Annotated in this window: 15 protein-coding genes and 2 tRNA genes; 4 read left to right on the top strand and 13 right to left on the bottom strand. The window is 46.3% G+C overall.

Annotation, left to right across the window (positions count from 1 at the left end; all coding sequences use genetic code 11):
* Window positions 1–540 precede the first annotated feature (540 nt).
* Window positions 541–1,986 (top strand): IS66 family transposase, encoded by a 1,446-nt coding sequence (gene tnpC / locus QUA74_RS27975; protein WP_333335619.1) that lies wholly within the window; start codon window positions 541–543, stop codon window positions 1,984–1,986.
* Window positions 1,987–2,117: 131 nt separating this feature from the next.
* On the opposite strand, the gene QUA74_RS27970 is transcribed toward tnpC, so the two are convergent.
* From QUA74_RS27970 to moaC, 3 genes are all read right to left on the bottom strand, one after another.
* Window positions 2,118–2,420: a DUF3181 family protein gene (locus QUA74_RS27970; protein WP_333335616.1), complete on the bottom strand. Its 303-nt coding sequence runs from the start codon at window positions 2,418–2,420 to the stop codon at window positions 2,118–2,120.
* Between the two features lie 64 nt (window positions 2,421–2,484).
* Entirely contained in the window at window positions 2,485–2,742 is a 258-nt protein-coding gene (locus QUA74_RS27965; protein WP_006633890.1) for a 2TM domain-containing protein, read from the bottom strand.
* An 88-nt stretch (window positions 2,743–2,830) separates the two neighbouring features.
* The gene (gene moaC / locus QUA74_RS27960; RefSeq protein WP_333335613.1) at window positions 2,831–3,352 is read right to left on the bottom strand and encodes a cyclic pyranopterin monophosphate synthase MoaC; all 522 of its coding nucleotides are present in this window, start codon (window positions 3,350–3,352) and stop codon (window positions 2,831–2,833) included.
* A 78-nt stretch (window positions 3,353–3,430) separates the two neighbouring features.
* On the opposite strand from moaC, the gene QUA74_RS27955 reads away from it, so the two are divergent.
* Window positions 3,431–3,504, top strand: a tRNA-Arg gene (locus QUA74_RS27955).
* Window positions 3,505–3,599: 95 nt separating this feature from the next.
* Here QUA74_RS27955 and QUA74_RS27950 read toward each other — a convergent pair.
* From QUA74_RS27950 to QUA74_RS27940, 3 genes are all read right to left on the bottom strand, one after another.
* Window positions 3,600–4,844, bottom strand: a complete 1,245-nt coding sequence (locus QUA74_RS27950) for an MFS transporter (RefSeq protein WP_333335610.1) — start codon at window positions 4,842–4,844, stop codon at window positions 3,600–3,602.
* Window positions 4,845–5,110: 266 nt separating this feature from the next.
* On the bottom strand, window positions 5,111–6,298 hold the full coding sequence (locus QUA74_RS27945) for a glycosyltransferase family 4 protein (protein ID WP_333335607.1): 1,188 nt from the start codon (window positions 6,296–6,298) through the stop codon (window positions 5,111–5,113).
* Window positions 6,299–6,548: 250 nt separating this feature from the next.
* The gene (locus QUA74_RS27940) at window positions 6,549–8,237 is read right to left on the bottom strand and encodes a DUF2079 domain-containing protein (protein ID WP_333335604.1); all 1,689 of its coding nucleotides are present in this window, start codon (window positions 8,235–8,237) and stop codon (window positions 6,549–6,551) included.
* 88 nt (window positions 8,238–8,325) lie between these two features.
* Between QUA74_RS27940 and QUA74_RS27935 the strand changes: the two genes are divergently transcribed.
* Window positions 8,326–9,564, top strand: a complete 1,239-nt coding sequence (locus tag QUA74_RS27935) for a histidine kinase (protein ID WP_333335601.1) — start codon at window positions 8,326–8,328, stop codon at window positions 9,562–9,564.
* Window positions 9,565–9,631: 67 nt separating this feature from the next.
* Here QUA74_RS27935 and mutT read toward each other — a convergent pair whose 3' ends face one another.
* From mutT to QUA74_RS27920, 3 genes are all read right to left on the bottom strand, one after another.
* Window positions 9,632–10,036 (bottom strand): 8-oxo-dGTP diphosphatase MutT, encoded by a 405-nt coding sequence (gene mutT / locus QUA74_RS27930; protein ID WP_333335598.1) that lies wholly within the window; start codon window positions 10,034–10,036, stop codon window positions 9,632–9,634.
* A gap of 195 nt (window positions 10,037–10,231) precedes the next feature.
* The gene (locus QUA74_RS27925; protein WP_333335595.1) at window positions 10,232–10,573 is read right to left on the bottom strand and encodes a DUF760 domain-containing protein; all 342 of its coding nucleotides are present in this window, start codon (window positions 10,571–10,573) and stop codon (window positions 10,232–10,234) included.
* A gap of 223 nt (window positions 10,574–10,796) precedes the next feature.
* A complete protein-coding gene (locus tag QUA74_RS27920; RefSeq protein WP_333335591.1) occupies window positions 10,797–11,756 on the bottom strand; it encodes an RNA polymerase sigma factor, RpoD/SigA family in 960 nt (319 codons plus the stop codon).
* Between the two features lie 124 nt (window positions 11,757–11,880).
* Here QUA74_RS27920 and QUA74_RS27915 point away from each other — a divergent pair, with 124 nt between their 5' ends.
* On the top strand, window positions 11,881–12,357 hold the full coding sequence (locus tag QUA74_RS27915; RefSeq protein ID WP_333335588.1) for a hypothetical protein: 477 nt from the start codon (window positions 11,881–11,883) through the stop codon (window positions 12,355–12,357).
* A 116-nt stretch (window positions 12,358–12,473) separates the two neighbouring features.
* On the opposite strand, the gene QUA74_RS27910 is transcribed toward QUA74_RS27915, so the two are convergent.
* The 4 genes from QUA74_RS27910 to QUA74_RS27895 form a co-directional block, all read right to left on the bottom strand.
* Window positions 12,474–13,250: an RNA methyltransferase gene (locus tag QUA74_RS27910; protein WP_333335585.1), complete on the bottom strand. Its 777-nt coding sequence runs from the start codon at window positions 13,248–13,250 to the stop codon at window positions 12,474–12,476.
* A gap of 73 nt (window positions 13,251–13,323) precedes the next feature.
* Window positions 13,324–13,405, bottom strand: a tRNA-Leu gene (locus QUA74_RS27905).
* Between the two features lie 264 nt (window positions 13,406–13,669).
* Window positions 13,670–14,758 carry an alanine dehydrogenase gene (ald, locus tag QUA74_RS27900; RefSeq protein ID WP_333335582.1) on the bottom strand — a complete coding sequence of 363 codons (1,089 nt, stop codon included), beginning with the start codon at window positions 14,756–14,758 and terminating at the stop codon, window positions 13,670–13,672.
* 103 nt (window positions 14,759–14,861) lie between these two features.
* On the bottom strand, window positions 14,862–15,543 hold a 682-nt coding region (locus tag QUA74_RS27895), incomplete at its 5' end, for a class I SAM-dependent methyltransferase (RefSeq protein ID WP_333335579.1).

Here is a 15,543-nt window from a genome sequence, read left to right as displayed (position 1 = left end):
AAGTTAATAGTTGGGATTCAATCCAGTCAAGCAAAACTTTCCATTATATCATAAAATTATTTTGCAAGAGGTCTAGTATATTTGGTACAAAATTTGCTTTTGTAGGCTGCACCTTTGATGATTAAATGTTTTCTTGTTGGCAAGAACATTGAGACAGCTAGGAAATTTATAATCGCTAACTATTTTAACACCATTACTTTCTTTGGTCAATACCAAGCTCGTCTTTTAATAACTGTGTATTTTCGTCTCACGGCGAATTAAAATTCTGTTCGATTGAATACAGTTACAAATTGTTTTTTGCTGCTATTACTCGCTAATGCCAGAATTGTAGGGTGCTTATGGCGCACCTTACCACTACTGAAGATTTGACACTCTACTAAGACTTACGCACCAACTCCAATTGTAGGGTGGTTATGGCGCACCTTACCACTACTCTAGGGTGGTTATGGCGCACCTTACCACTACAGAGAGTGTCAAAGTTAAAAAGTAAGGATTCAGGTCAAAAAAAACTTCAGTGGCGGCATCTGGTAAAATAAACGAATGAAAAAGCCCGCAGCCACCAGACAGAAAGAAAAAACCTTCATCGAGCAGTTGAGCCAAGCTGAACTGGTGGAAATGGTACTGGGGCTGCAAAAAATTATTGAAGAATTACAAGAAAAACTAGCCATTGCTACGGGAAAAAGTCGAACCACCAGCCAGACTTCATCAAAACCCCCATCAACGGATCTACTCCAAAAACCAGAGAAACCAACTCTCAAACCAGAAGAAGACCAGAAAAAGAAACCAGGTGGACAACCAGGTCATCAGGGAAAAACTCGAAAAGGGTTTGGACGAGTAGACAGAACTGAAATTAGTTCACCCGACATCTGTCAAAATTGTGGCAGTAAAGAATTAAGTGAAGTAATTAACATCCACAGACAGCAAGTAGCAAGTCTAGTAGCAAAACCAATCGAGGTCGTCGAATATCAGACACAATCGTGTAAATGCCTCGAATGTGGTGCAGTAGTCAGAGGAGAACCACCCTTGGGAATAGTTTCAGGACAAGACTTGAGCGTTAATCTCCAAGCACTCTTAGTCGGGCTGGGGAATTATGGACATCTTTCCTACGCCAAGCTGACTGAATTGTTGTGGGAACTCGGCAGGATAGAAGTGGGAGTGGGAACACTCCAAAAAACCAATCAACGAGTAGCAGCAGCAGTCAAACCAGCGCTCAAAGCACTGTGGGAATGGGCACCTCTTCAATTAAATGTTCATGTAGATGAAACACCGTGGTGTGTCATGGGAGTCAAAGAATGGCTATGGACGGCTAGTGGAGAAGGATTCTGTTTATTTCATGCGGCAGATACCAGGGGGCGGGTGGAACTAGAAACCATGCTGGGTAAAGAATTTGCTGGAGTCTTAAGCTCAGATGATTTCAGTGTTTATAATGGTGGCACAATCACAGCCCAACAGAAGTGTCTAGCTCATTTACGGCGGCATTTTAAGAAAGTGCTGGGACTTGGGGGAAACAATAATAATGCAGAAGTCGCTCAAATATTTCTTTCATTAATTGATGAAGCTTTTATCGCCCATGAGGCCTGGCGAAAGACGAAGGATCGACTCACCTACGACTCGTGGGCGCAGGATTTCAAAATACGATTGAATAAAGCCCTTGCTACTTGGTTGAACCAAGTTGCTTATGCAGCAGGTTTGTTGCTCAAATCCTTACGAGATAAGGCAGAACAATGGTGGTATTTTCTCAATGACCCCTCGGTGCCTCCAGATAATAATTTAGCAGAACGTTCTTTACGGCTAGCTGTAACGAAACGGAAAGTGTCTGGTGGCTCTCGTTCGATGAAGCGATTTGAGGAAACTGCTGATCTACTTAGTGTGATTCAAACCTGTCGTTTTCAAGCTCGCTCAGTAATGACTTTTTTCCGTGAGGCTCTAGAGGCCCATTCTTGTGACTTGACTATGCCTGAGCTCATTCCCCTTTTTCCGACCTGAATCCTTACGTTAAAAAGTTGCGTCCAAGACTGTCTACACAATAACAAGTCTAAAGAAATTGTAAAAATATACTCAAAAAAATAAGGCGGGCATTGCCCACCCTACATACAGACGTTCCGCGCAATTTCTGATTACATCTTCCGCTGAAATTCCTCCAGAACATCCATCAATTGAACTTGACACTGCATCGGAATCAACTCTGCCAGTGGCACTTCCCGCTTGCCGCCGCCCAACTTGACTGGAATTCCTTGCAAAACTCGTTCAACTTTGTCAGCATCTAAATTGCCATCTTCGAGCATGGAATAAAGTTGTTCGGCAACAACTGTATGCAGGTGAGCATCTCTTAGATACAAATGCCATTTGGCAATGTCAATGTAGACATTTTCGCCGATTTCGGCTGCTAAGGATTCGATCGCCTGTGTAGTATTAGCCATATCAAAAAAGCACAAAGTTATTTGTTATCAATCAAAAGACTTAACAAATCGCCGACAACTGCCTTCAGCCAGAATCTTTGGTGAGGGGCGAATAATCGGCGATAGCAAAATGGTAAATCGCGTGGGCCAAAACTACTAGAGCCCATCCACCCGTTACCGAAATTGCCCAAGGCCAATCAGCCTTTTGCAAATTGTGAACAAACCACAAACCAGAATTGGTAGCAGAAAAAAGACCGACGTGGATAGCAAAATTCATCCGGTCATCTAAACGGCGATACTCTGGATCATTGCGATCGGGTTTGCGGGGCCAACGAGGAGGCATAGTTTTTCACTTGATGTTAGTAGTTCTCTGCCTATTTTAATCTTAAGTGCAGCTTTTTGAATTCTACATCCCTCTCAAGGTAGAAAATTTATGCCTCGAAATTTTCATAGTCCCCTGACTTGCCGCCGCTTTTGCTCACCAGTCGAATCGATTCAATGGCGATCGACTTTTCCAACCCTTTCGCCATATCATACAAAGTCAGCGCCGCCACCGAAACCGCCGTCAGCGCCTCCATTTCCACCCCTGTTTCCGCCTTAATTTTCACCGTCGCCCGAATTTGATACCCCGGCAAATCAGCATCCGCTATCACCTGCACCTCCACGCTACTCAGCTGCAGAGGGTGACACAGAGGAATCAAATGTGCAGTCTGTTTCGCCGCCATAATTCCAGCCAGCCTTGCAGTGCCCAACACATCACCTTTCGGCGCATTCCCCGCTTCAATCGCCGCAAACGTCTCTGGTAACATCCGCACCCGGCCTGCTGCCACAGCTTGTCGCACAGTCGCCACCTTCGCTGAAACGTCCACCATTTGGGCTTCCCCGCTGTTGTCGAGGTGAGTTAGCTGTGCCACATCGGGCAATTTAGAAAAAGTTTGCGAAAAGTCTTGCATTATTTTGGTAATGGTGTTACTGTTAGATTCTGTGAGAAAAGAACTTAATCAATTTTAGATTAAATCTGAACTCTACAGGGGCTTGTAGCTTAGTTGGATAGAGTGCATGGCTACGAACCATGAGGTCGGGGGTTCGAATCCCTCCAAGCCCACTACTAAAAGTTATGAATTTTGAGTTTTGAGTTTTGAATTAAGAAATTAATTCAACTCGCGATTCAAGACTCATAACTTTTTTAATTTGGTACGTTTAGTGATTCAAAGCATAAATATCTTTGCCTCGACCGATCGCAAATTTCATCGAATTAGACAAGCCCTTGCTAGACTGAGTAATAAAAACCAGCAAAGCCAAGCCAGCGAGGCCAGCCGCAAAACCAAACATATTTCTGTAGCCAACTTGTTCAGCAACAAAGCCTAAAGTCGGCCCAGCAATCGCAATTCCCAAATCAAATCCGCCAATACAAAGCGAAAACAAGCGGCCTCTTTCATGAGGTTCGCACCGGTCAGACATCAGCGTTACCATCATCGGCAAAACCGTACCGCCCGCGCAACCTTCAACCAAAGCTGCGATTAAAAAAGAACTGCTGTTGTTAGCAAAATACAACAATAACATAGATACGGCATAACAGATTAAACCGCCAGAAATAAACAAGCCGCGACCGTATTTGTCCGAGGCCCGTCCCGTGACCAACCGTATACCGAAACTGGCGATAGCCGCCGTAGAATAAAATAATCCAGGATTCAAATTAGCCTTCGTTTCTTGGATAAACAAAGGCATAAAAGTGCTCAAAGTTCCAAATACTAAACCAACCACCAATAACACTAAAGCCGGAATCCGCACTCTAGGATTCCAGAGCATTTCCCAGTATTTTTGGCTACTTTTATCGTCAGATAGCGAGTCAGAGTTTGTTAATTCGGCAAAATTCGGTTCCGCAATTTTGGAGGTAATAAATAGACTTATTACAGCGAAAGCTGCCGACATCGCAAACAAAGGAGTATAACCAACCCAAGCTTGCACAAATCCGCCAATAGCCGGCCCAACTGCTAAACCAACAGGGTTCACCAAGCTCATGTAACCGATTAATTCGCCCCGCTTTCCGGGCGGCGATAAATCTGTTACTAAAGCGCTATAAGCTGTGGTAAAAGCGGCGATACTAATGCCATGAAAAACGCGAATAAGTAACAGTAAGGGGATAGATTGAGCTAACAGGTAGCCCAAAGGGGCGATCGCAGCAACTGTCGCGCCTAGCAGCAAAACTTGTTTTCGCCCCCTGCTGTCGGCTATTTTACCCAACGGTGGCCTCGATAGCAAAAGTCCGATCGCAAATGCACCCATCACAAAGCCAATTTGCTGTTTTGTGCCACCCACAAATTGAACGTACAGCGGCAAAGTTGGCAGCAGCGAAGCCAAACTTGACCAGAATAGCAGCCCTGCGGTGAATAAAGTCAGCAAGCTGCGTCTGGGTTGGGGATCGATGTCCCTAAAAATATTCAAGATGCTAATTCCCTTTAAATCTTCTGAGTGCGCTCAAGCTGAGGTCGAGTGTATCTATATCATTGTGTTACAATTTCTTAATATTGGCAACGAAAAAACTTGATATTCGACTCAGAGTCAACCGTGAACAGTCAACAGTCAAGTGTTTAATTTCGTGCCTTTTGATTGCCGAATCCGATTTAAATACCCCTGTATTTATTAGTCTGGCGTTGCGCGGACTTGGTTTGTATAGCAGCGGTTTAAACCGCCGAGTCTGATTGTCAGTTTCACCAATCAACCTCAGCCCTTTCCTCCACCACCCGTTCATAAACCCACTCGGTTTCTATCGCCAACTTCTGCCAACTAAACCGGCGTTCCAAATCCTCATAAGCATTGTCAACCAACCACCGCGCGTAACCCGGATTTTTCAGCACCTCCAAAATCCCCCAGGCCAAAGAATCCCGATTATTTGCCTCAGTAACAACGCCAGTTTTAGTGTGCAGCACCACCTCTGGAAGTCCGCCCGCATTCGACACCACCACCGGCACCCTGGCAGCAAAGCTTTCTAACGCTACAATCCCAAAAGGTTCGTAAAGACTGGGAAAAACTGCACAGTCAGCCACCGTCTGGAATTTGTCGAGATGTTCCTCAAACATGAACCCAGTAAAATAACACTTATTCCAAATTCCTAAATGCCAAGCTAAATGTTTAAGATGGTCTGTATTGCCACCACCAACAATTACAATTTTTGCTTTACCCCCCATTTCCCAAATTACTTTAGGTGCAGCGTTTAGAAATACACCAATGCCTTTTTCATAGCTAATTCTTCCTACATAATAGACAATTTTCTCATCATCAGCAGCAAACCTGCGGCGGAAATCCATCGCGTCAAATTCGTGCCACCGGGGCTTTTTATCTGGTCTAATTCCGTTGTAAATTACCTCTATTTTGTTCCACGGAGTCGATAGTACCCGTTCGGCTTCTCGCCGCATATAATCGCTGCAAACAATTACCCGCCAAGCGTTGTAAGCGAGGTCGTTTTCCTTGGCGTTAATGTAGCGCTGCCCGTCATTGTGGATGCCGTTGAAGCGCCCATATTCGGTGGCATGGATGGTGGCAAGTAGCGGTACTTTAAAGGTGTGCTTGAGGGCGATCGCCGCATCTCCCACTAACCAATCGTGAGCGTGGATGATATCAAAGGGGCCTTCCTCAAGCATCAGTTTGCCACCTTGTTGGCCCATGCTTTGGTTGAGGTTCGCCACCCAGTGAAAAAAGTCCCTGGCGTGCCCAACCAACACCCGATGCACCCGTATTCCTTCCACCACTTCGTACATCGGCGCGTGGCCGAACTCTACTGTAATTAAGTGTATTTCGTGGCCGAGTTTTACCAATTCAGGATACAGTTCCGATACGTGGCGGGCGATACCGCCTACGATTCTGGGAGGAAACTCCCATGCCAATACCAAAATTTTCATCTTTCTTCCTCCAAATAATTTATATAACTTAATGTTTAGGATTAACAGATTTATTGTATAATTATATTCCTCAAATTTGAGTTGATCGCAAGTTGATGCCCAATGCCTGACTTTTGGCAGCAACAAAGACAGAAAATCATGCCTAAACCTGGTTTTTGCACGAAATTGCTCGATCGCCATTACCTGAAAAAAACAGGTTTCCTCAAGATTTGAGCCACTGAGGGAAGCAATGGCGATCGCCTCTACCCGCTTAGCGTTTCTTCAAAATCGGCTCCAATTCGCCGCGAAAACGGGTCCAAGCAGCAGCCGATGCAGAATTAGAAACAGCACCCTGACGCATCAAAATCGCGCCGTCTTCAAAGCCAACAATTCCGTAATCTCCAGATTTAGACATTCGATCGATCGCCGGTACGATCTCCTGCAACTGTCCCCGTTCCCCGCGAAACGCAGCCTGATACTGCTGCAACTGCCAGATATCGGCAATTACATATTGCATCTTCACTGCCTTCCCCGCATCATTGCGGAGTTCAAACATCGGAAACCTGAGAATTTCCCGCCTGCTTGACAAAAGCGGCACAAGAGTATTCGTCGCTGCCACGCTAGCATCAGCAGGAATTTGAGCCAATAGCGGCCGCACTTGCAAAACGTGCTGCCATTGTCTGACGAGAGGAACCTGCACCCAAGGATCGATCGCATCGGGCAAAATCAAAGAAAAAGTCCGATTTGGGTTAGAAGTGAAGGTAAAAAATAGCGACAAACAGATGCAAAACGCCCAAAAGCGGCGAAACTTTGAAGACGAAGGCAGAGGAAATAAAGCAGAAGGAAAACGCAAAAACATTCTTTCCTCTCTCACCATTCTATCTTCTTCCTTTTGACGCTGGGCCCACCACAGAATTGCCCCATAAAAAAGCCCTGGAACCACAGTCATCGCATAGCGAATATTAATCGCCAGCACCGACTCTCCTTTCGCTAAAAATAGCTTCAGCAGCGGAAATCCAGCTATCATCCAAGACGCAGGCGCGAAAGCAGGAACCAAAGCTAATGGCAACCACTGGCCAAGCAGGTATCTAATCTTACCAAAAAACGGCGTAAATAATTGAGCCACCAACCGCCCGGGATTGCTCACCATTCCCCAAATAATTTCTAGAGTCGAAGCTTCCTCTCCATCGGCATATTGACCGAAGCGCTCCATCATAAACCGCTGGGATATGTCAGCAGAAAACAAAGGCATAATCAGATTGGTCAGGACGATCATATAACCAAAACTGAGTATGCAGACGGCTAAACCAGTCCGAGGGTAGCGCCGACTCAAAATCAGGTAAACTCCGACGCCAAATAAAACAACTCCCCCATCTTCTCGCACGGCCAAAATTAAAGTTGCCAGAATCCCAAACAAGGGCCACCAGCGCTTCTCCATCGCCAGCAGCAAGCCAAAGACATACAGCGGCATTTGACAAATATCGTGAAAATTGCCCAAAGTCGGGCCGATGACGGCGTTAGCGCAGTAATAGCTCACAACAATTGTCGCCGACAGCCTCGGTTCGAGATAGTGTCTGGCCAGAGCATAGAGCACTCCTCCAGCCGCCGTAATTAAAGTCACCTGCAACACAGTCAAAGTGAGGGGCGAGGGAAACAGCGAGTAAATTGGCAGCCACAGCATTAGCGCCGGGGTGAAATGCTGCCCCAACCGATAGTAAGATACTTCCGGGAGCTGATTTTGGTGAACCACATTAGTGGACAAAGCCGAAGAAAGGGAACTCTCAAACAAGTGACCCCGAGTGCCGTTCCAAAAAAGTTGATTGAAAATGCCTTGGTCGTAAGTAGCGTAAAAGCTGTAGTAGCGGTGCAGCGTCAGCAACAGGCACAGCACAAAAAAGGCGGCCGCCACTTGAACCACCACCCGCAGCGACTCATTTTTCTTCCATCTCAAAAATATCATCTGCCCGCCGTAATGAAATTATCGGACAATAGCATAAATCTAAAGTAAGTATTAAATTAAAGTAGAAGTGAAATAACTCGGCTAGGCAATGCTCAATTATTTTCACCCGATCGAAAAGCTCAACAGCGTCCATCCAACACTCGGCACCACCGGCACTGACTGTTCTCCCGAACAGCCGGTAAATTCCGAACCGCTTTTACAGCTTTTGCTGTTTGTAGACAAGCGTCCCTCTTCCCGGGAACAGACCAGACACATCCGCAAGTCCCTAAAGGATTTGAAGGCAGAGTGTGACTTTGAGCTTCAAATCATCGACGTAGGAGAACAGCCGGATTTAGCCGAACACTTTAAACTTGTAGCCACTCCCTCGCTGCTCAAAATTCATCCTGATCCGCGACAAACTCTCGCCGGCAGCAATTTAATCGCCCAACTCGAACACTGGTGGCCCCGCTGGAAGCGTTCTGTAGAAGAATACACAGCTCAGCAGCAGTCAGCCCCAGCACTTGCTGGAACTTTGACTAACCCAAAACCCATCTATTCCGTTGCTTCCGCCGCCGAACTTGTGCAGCTTTCCGATGAAGTTTTTCGCCTCAAACAGGAAAAAGAACACCTGCAAGAGCAGTTGCAGTTGAAAGACCGGATTATTGCGATGCTAGCTCACGACTTGCGAAATCCCTTGACGGCCGCATCTTTGGCTTTGGAGACTTTGGAGTCAAGTCAGAAGGTGAAAGAGGGGGAAAAGTCGCGTTTGACACCGAGTCTGGCGGCTCATTTGATGAAACAAGCCCGCCGCCAAATCCGAATTGTCGATCGTATGATTACAGATATCCTGGAAGCAGCCCGGGGTACAAACGCTCAACTCCACATTGAACCCAAAAAAATCGAACTGGGGGCGATTTGTCAAGATGTAATCTTGCAGTTTCAAGACAAATTTCAGGCGAAAAGTCTGAACTTAGAAACAGATATTCCCGCAGATTTGCCCTTGGTTTATGCCGATCCCGATCGCATCAAACAAGTCATGGTCAACCTGCTTGACAACGCCAGCAAGTACACACCAGACCAAGGAATTGTTAATCTTTCAATTCTCCACCGCACGGCTTACAAAGTTCAAGTCAGCATTTGCAACAGCGGCCCGGGAATTCCTGAAGAAGATTGCGCGAGCATTTTTGAAGACAGCTTTCGCTTGCAGCGAGATAAATCAACCGACGGTTACGGCATTGGACTGTCTCTGTGTCAAGGCATCATCCGCGCCCACTACGGTCAAATTTGGGTAGACTCTGTACCCGATAGAGGCAGTTGTTTTCACTTTACTCTGCCGGTTCAAAAATAAAAGTTAAGTTTTAGTTGTCAGTTAACAGTTGTCAGAGGTCAGTAGCCACGGAATTTGATATTACAACTCAACTTTTCCGCAGTGCAGCAATAATCTGTGCGTTTGCCTGGGGAAAAGTAAATTGGTCAATTTCGTCGAGTGTCACCCAGCGAATTTCATCGCATTCGATCGTTTGCGGTTCCCCGCTGACGTGGCGGCAGTGGTGCACGTATAGTCTAACTGTAAATTTAGTGTAGTCGTGGTCAATTGTAATCAAGCGATCGCCAACTTCTACGACAATCCCCAACTCCTCCATAATTTCCCGTTCTATGCAAGCTTCGATTGTTTCCCCAGGCTCTATTTTACCGCCCGGAAACTCCCAGAAACCCCCGTGCTGTCCGTGTTGTCGGCGCTTGTCAATCAAAATTTGTTGGCGATCGTTCCAGATCGCAGCAACGCCGATAACTTTGTGGGCAGCAGGAGAAAAAGACATATTAATTAGGAATTGGGAATTGGGAATTGGGAATTGGGAATTTAAGAATAATATCAATAATTATTCAATTATTTAATCTAAAATCAACAATCTAAAATCTAAAATCTAAAATCTAAAATCTAAAATCTAAAATATTAAACCCCCATCTTGCGAGGGGGGGCTTGACACTTGGACCACTTAAATGTTAAGAATCTACTAATCGTCCGAGCCGTGTCTCTCACTGGCTTGTATGGACTTTTCAAAAGTCATTCGCTGTTCGGCATTTTTGAGAAAATAACCGCTAATCATAGCCGAGGCGAGCAATCTACCCAAATGTTCGCGACTGGTAGTCACTGTCACGCCGAAGTGTTCCGAAGGCAAATTCCCCAAAAGTCCAACAATATTTCGCTCCATTACTTGAAACACTTCGTGAGAAGTCGGCTTAGACAACTGAGTAACTGTGTCGGGAGCCATTGACTGCACGTATTGCCATAATAAGTTGGCATTTTCTCCGTCTTCTTCAAAGAATTCTGGGGATTTATTAGATGAGTTGCTCACGAGTACCTCCGTTGCAGATACAGCTTGTTATTTTAGACGCGGGTGGTTAAATTAAATAACCCTTATCCGATCGCTGCTGATCTTTATTACTAAGTAATTACTAATGTAGCAGGACATTTGTAGCAACCAAGTGGGCACAACCGAATTAAAAGCGGCGGTTTTTACGATTTTAGATTGGGGATTGCGAGTGGGCGAAATGTCCGATCGCCAATCCCCAATCTACCTAGCTGGCTAGATAATCGTTCATATCTTGCTTGCGCTTGCGGAGTTTGGTCAAAGCTTCCCGTTCTATTTGCCGCACTCGTTCCCGACTGATGTTGAGACGATCGCCTATTTTGGCCAAAGTTAAGGTTTGCCCGTCTTCTAAACCAAACCGCAAGGCGAGCACTTCTCGCTGTTGCTGAGTCAGTTCCGCCATCAGGTGGTCTAAGTCAGTCCGCAGGGAAGATTGCAGGGCAAAATCTTCCGGGGTAGTACCCGTATCTTCCAACAAATCGCCCAACTCTGTATCTTGATTGTCTCCCACGCGCAAGTCCAGGGAAAGTGGCAGGCGCGCGCGATCAAGATATTCGCGAATCTGTTTGGGAGTCAATTCTAGCTCTGATGCCAATTCAGCAGCCGTGGCCGCACGGCCAAGCTGTTGAGCTAGTAGGCGCTGAGCTTTTTTAATTTTGTTGAGCTTTTCGGTGATGTGGATCGGCAAGCGGATGGTGCGGCCTTTTTCGGCGATGGCCCGAGTAATTGCCTGACGAATCCACCAATAAGCATAAGTCGAAAATCTGTAGCCCTTAGTCGGGTCAAATTTTTCTACTCCCCGCTGCATCCCGATCGTGCCTTCCTGAATTAGATCCAGTAAATCTACGTTGCGCTTGATATATTTCTTGGCAACAGACACTACCAGGCGGAGATTCGCTTCCACCATTTGGCGCTTTGCCCTTTCCCCGTGTTCGATCGTCCGCTGCAACTGTGCCTCAGACAGCCCAACTGCCTGTGCCCATTCAGCCGCCGTCGGGTCGCGGCCTAACTCTTCGGCTAAAATATTTTTCTCCTGATGCAGTGCGGCTGAGCGCTGTACCTGTTTCCCGTAGAGTATTTCTTGCTCATGGGTCAACAAGGGAACGCGGCCGATTTCCCGCAAGTAAGCGCGAACAGAATCTGTATCTGAGGACTTAAGAGTTTTCATGAGCTTTTCCCGCTGAGGATCTGTGCCTCTAAAGGTTTGCGGTAGTCGCAAACCCCTAGCTTTAGCTGGGAAGGAAAGCGGGCGGGGACTTGCGCTTTCCTTCCATTTAAAGAGGCTTAATTTTATGGTAGCTAGCTACTACTCCCAGTCAGCACCGTCTCAGGTTAGGTTTTGGTTGGGGCGTGCACAATACTACGTTATGTTAAGAATCTTAACATTTGTGAGAGCAGTTGCCTACATTTCTTCATATTTATTTCATGCCAGCCTGAACTGTTGCTACGAGAGTATCCGCTTTCCTGGCTTTACAGTTTGCATCAATATAAACAAAATCCGCCACATCTCAGAGGGGGAGATTGGTAGAGGGGGAGAGGGGGAGGAAATGCTGGGGGCACAGCGAAGTAAAAAATACAATTTAAAGGCCCGGCAGCTTCAGTTGACGATCGCACAAAAAACCCAAGAAAGCGGGCTTTTTACGGAATCTGCGGGCTGTAAGGAGGTATTTTGGTTAAAAAACCGGATTTCCGGCCACCCGTGCCTCCCAGACTATAAATGTGAAGTTACACATATTGATGAACCCGCCCTACAGATAAGGATTAATTAACAATTAAATAAGAGATTTGAATGACAGGCATTCGCTCTCCTATCTGGAAATGAATCTGCGTTGCATCTGCGTTGCATCTGCGGCTTCCCTATGAATCAAAAATTTATGCAATAAGTCTAATCAGTTCTTTGCCGTTGAGCTTCGTACAAGATGAGGGCTCCGGCGATCGACACATTTAAAGATTCTACGCCACGACTCAGGGGAATTTGGATTTGTCGATCGGCCAAACTCCTCAATTCTTCCGACAAACCAGAGCCTTCGTTGCCCAAAACTATCAGAGTCGGCACTCGCAAATCTACTTCCCAATAACTTAAACTGGCCCCGGCGACGGTTGCTAAAATTTGCATTCCTCGATTTTTATACGCGGAGACTTCGGCGGTTAAATCTGGACTGACTGCCATTGGCAGCTTAAACCAAGCTCCTGCGGAGGCGCGCAGCACTTTGGGATGGTCTAAATCGGCGCTGTCTGCGCTCAGCAGCAAACCGTCGGCATTAGCAGCCGCAGCCGTGCGGACGATCGCCCCCAAGTTGCCGGGATCTTGGATTGTTTCTAGGGCTATTCCTAAAGTTGACAATTTTGCAGGCTTTGTTGCGGTGCGGGGTGCGGTAGCGACAATGCCGTCGGGTTGGACTGTAGTGGCGATCGACTCTAACACTTTTGCACTTACTAATTCTGTGCGATCGGCTAAATTACCAACTTGCTCCCAAAGTTGCCCGTGCTGATCCAGCCATTCGGGAGTGCAGCAAACCGTTGCTAGGGGGTATTTGGCAGCGCAAGCTTCCTCCAGCAAGTGCGTCCCTTCGAGTAAAAATAATTGTTGTTCCCTGCGTCCCTTCGAGCTGTGCAGCTTGCGAATTTCTTTAACTAGGGGGTTTTGAATACTTGTCAGCATTGTTTAATTCAGCAGAGCGAATGGGGTTATTGCCTGTATCGGGTTAACCCCAAACTTTTTTCTGCCTTTGGAATGCGGAACCCGGGACTTGAACCCGGAAGGCTTGCACCACATGAACCTGAATCATGCGCGTCTACCAATTCCGCCAGTTCCGCATCGGTCACGAATTACTACTATTCCATAACTTCGCGAATCTGTCAAGTGTTTTGGGGAATTTATTTTTTTTCTGGACGGCGAGTAATATTTTGCACAAATTACTGTTCGGGTTGAGAAATGCTTTAGTTGCGAGGATTTACTGTTAGCCAAACATCGCAAAACCCTGTGTAGTTGAGTAGGGTGCGTCAGATCGCGTCCGGTTATTAATAATCCACAAGCTTTGATCTGACGCACCCTACGGGATTTGCTGAAAAAAGGGGAATCTAATCGGCCAAATCGGGGAAAACCTCGCGCACGGCCGGATGCACCAATCGGTGATTCTGCACGTTCAATCCCTTCGCCAAACTCGGATTCATTTCCAAAGCTTTAATCCCGCTATTTGCCAACTGCAAAACATAAGGCAAAGTGCTGTTATTCAAAGCTTGAGTCGCAGTCCAAGGCACAGCACCGGGCATATTCGGCACGCCGTAATGCACAACTCCTTCCTCTACATAAGTAGGATTTGTGTGTGAAGTTACCCGCAAAGTTTCCACGCAGCCGCCTTGGTCAACGGCTACGTCAACAATCACAGAACCGGGGTGCATCTTCGCAACAAATTCGCGAGAAACCAGCACCGGAGCTTTTTTACCTAACACCAAAACCGCACCGATTAACAAATCAGTATCGGGGATAACAGCTTCAATTTGCAAAGGACTGCTGTAGAGGTATTCTACTCGGGAACCGAACAGTGTTTCCAAGTAGGCTAAGCGATCGACATTTACGTCTAATATCTGCACTCTCGCGCCCATTCCTACAGCAATTCTGGCTGCTTCTGTGCCGACAATTCCGCCACCCAAAATCACAACTTTACCCGGTCTCACTCCCGGTACGCCGCCCAAAAGCACTCCTCTGCCACCTTGCTGTCGTTCCAGAAACCGAGCTCCGAACTGCACGGCCAAACGCCCTGCAATAATACTCATCGGCGTTAGCAGCGGCAATTTTCTGTCCGGAAGTTCGACGGTTTCGTAGGCGATAGCCTGGACTCCGCTGCTGATTAAATGCTCGGTTAATGTGCGATCGGCCGCCAAGTGCAAATATGTAAACAGCAACTGCTCTTTTTGTATCAGCGGATACTCAGCAGGCAGCGGTTCTTTAACTTTAACAATTAGTTCGCGATTCCAGACATCTGAAGCCTTTAAAACAATCTTAGCCCCTGCTTGAACGTAGTCCTCGTCGGCGAAACCAGCCCCAGCACCAGCATTCGTTTCCACGAAAACTGTGTGACCTTTGTCCGAACAAGCCCGGACACTTGTGGGACTGAGCCCGACTCGAAACTCTAAATCCTTGATTTCCTTGGGGACGCCTATTTCCATCTATAACCTCTAATATCAGGCATACATAGATCGAATCTAACCTAAAAACCATCCCCAGCGGGACAATACCATTGTATATTTTAGATTTGGCAATCAGGCTGGGCTAGAATTTTTGTTGGATTTTCCGCCAGATCGATCGCAATTTCCCAGATTGATTGTTTTCCATCAAGTCTATCGTCTTTTTAGCTTGTTCCAACTGTAACTGTAGCTGTTGAATTTGGTATTGATAATTCTGCAATTCGGAATTGGCTTCCTGCAACGGAATTCGCACGGCCGTTTCCCCAGTATTTTTCCTGATTGCAACATCGTGATAGCCTAGGGACTGAAAGGCAAAAAATATGAGTTCCCAGTTATTCGCAATACAAAACTCATTGACTGCTTTCGCCACACCGTAAGGCATTACCTCGCATACCGACCAATTCGTGTAATCGTTAAAAACCATCATTCCTTCGGCTTTAACTTTAGTATAGCCTTGCTGAATATCTTTGCATACACCTTGATATTCGTGGTCGGCATCGATATATATCCAGTCAAAATACTCGTCAGTAAAGCTCCTTAAAATTGTCGAAGAATCCCCTTCGTGAAGCTCTACCGTTCCATTTTCTATCCCTTCTTGAACTAGACTTTTTTGTTTTTTGCTGATTTCTGCTTTGAATAAATCCAAATTATAATCGATCAAATGCAGCTTTTTGGGCTTGGCAATAGCAAGAATAGACCTCTTGCAAAATAATTTTATGATATAATGGAAAGTTTTGCTTGACTGGATTGAATCCCAACTATTAACT

The sequence above is a fragment of the Microcoleus sp. LAD1_D3 genome, assembly GCF_036702135.1.
Classification (GTDB): Bacteria; Cyanobacteriota; Cyanobacteriia; order Cyanobacteriales; family Microcoleaceae; genus Microcoleus.
This window is presented reverse-complemented; position numbering and strand designations above follow the sequence as displayed.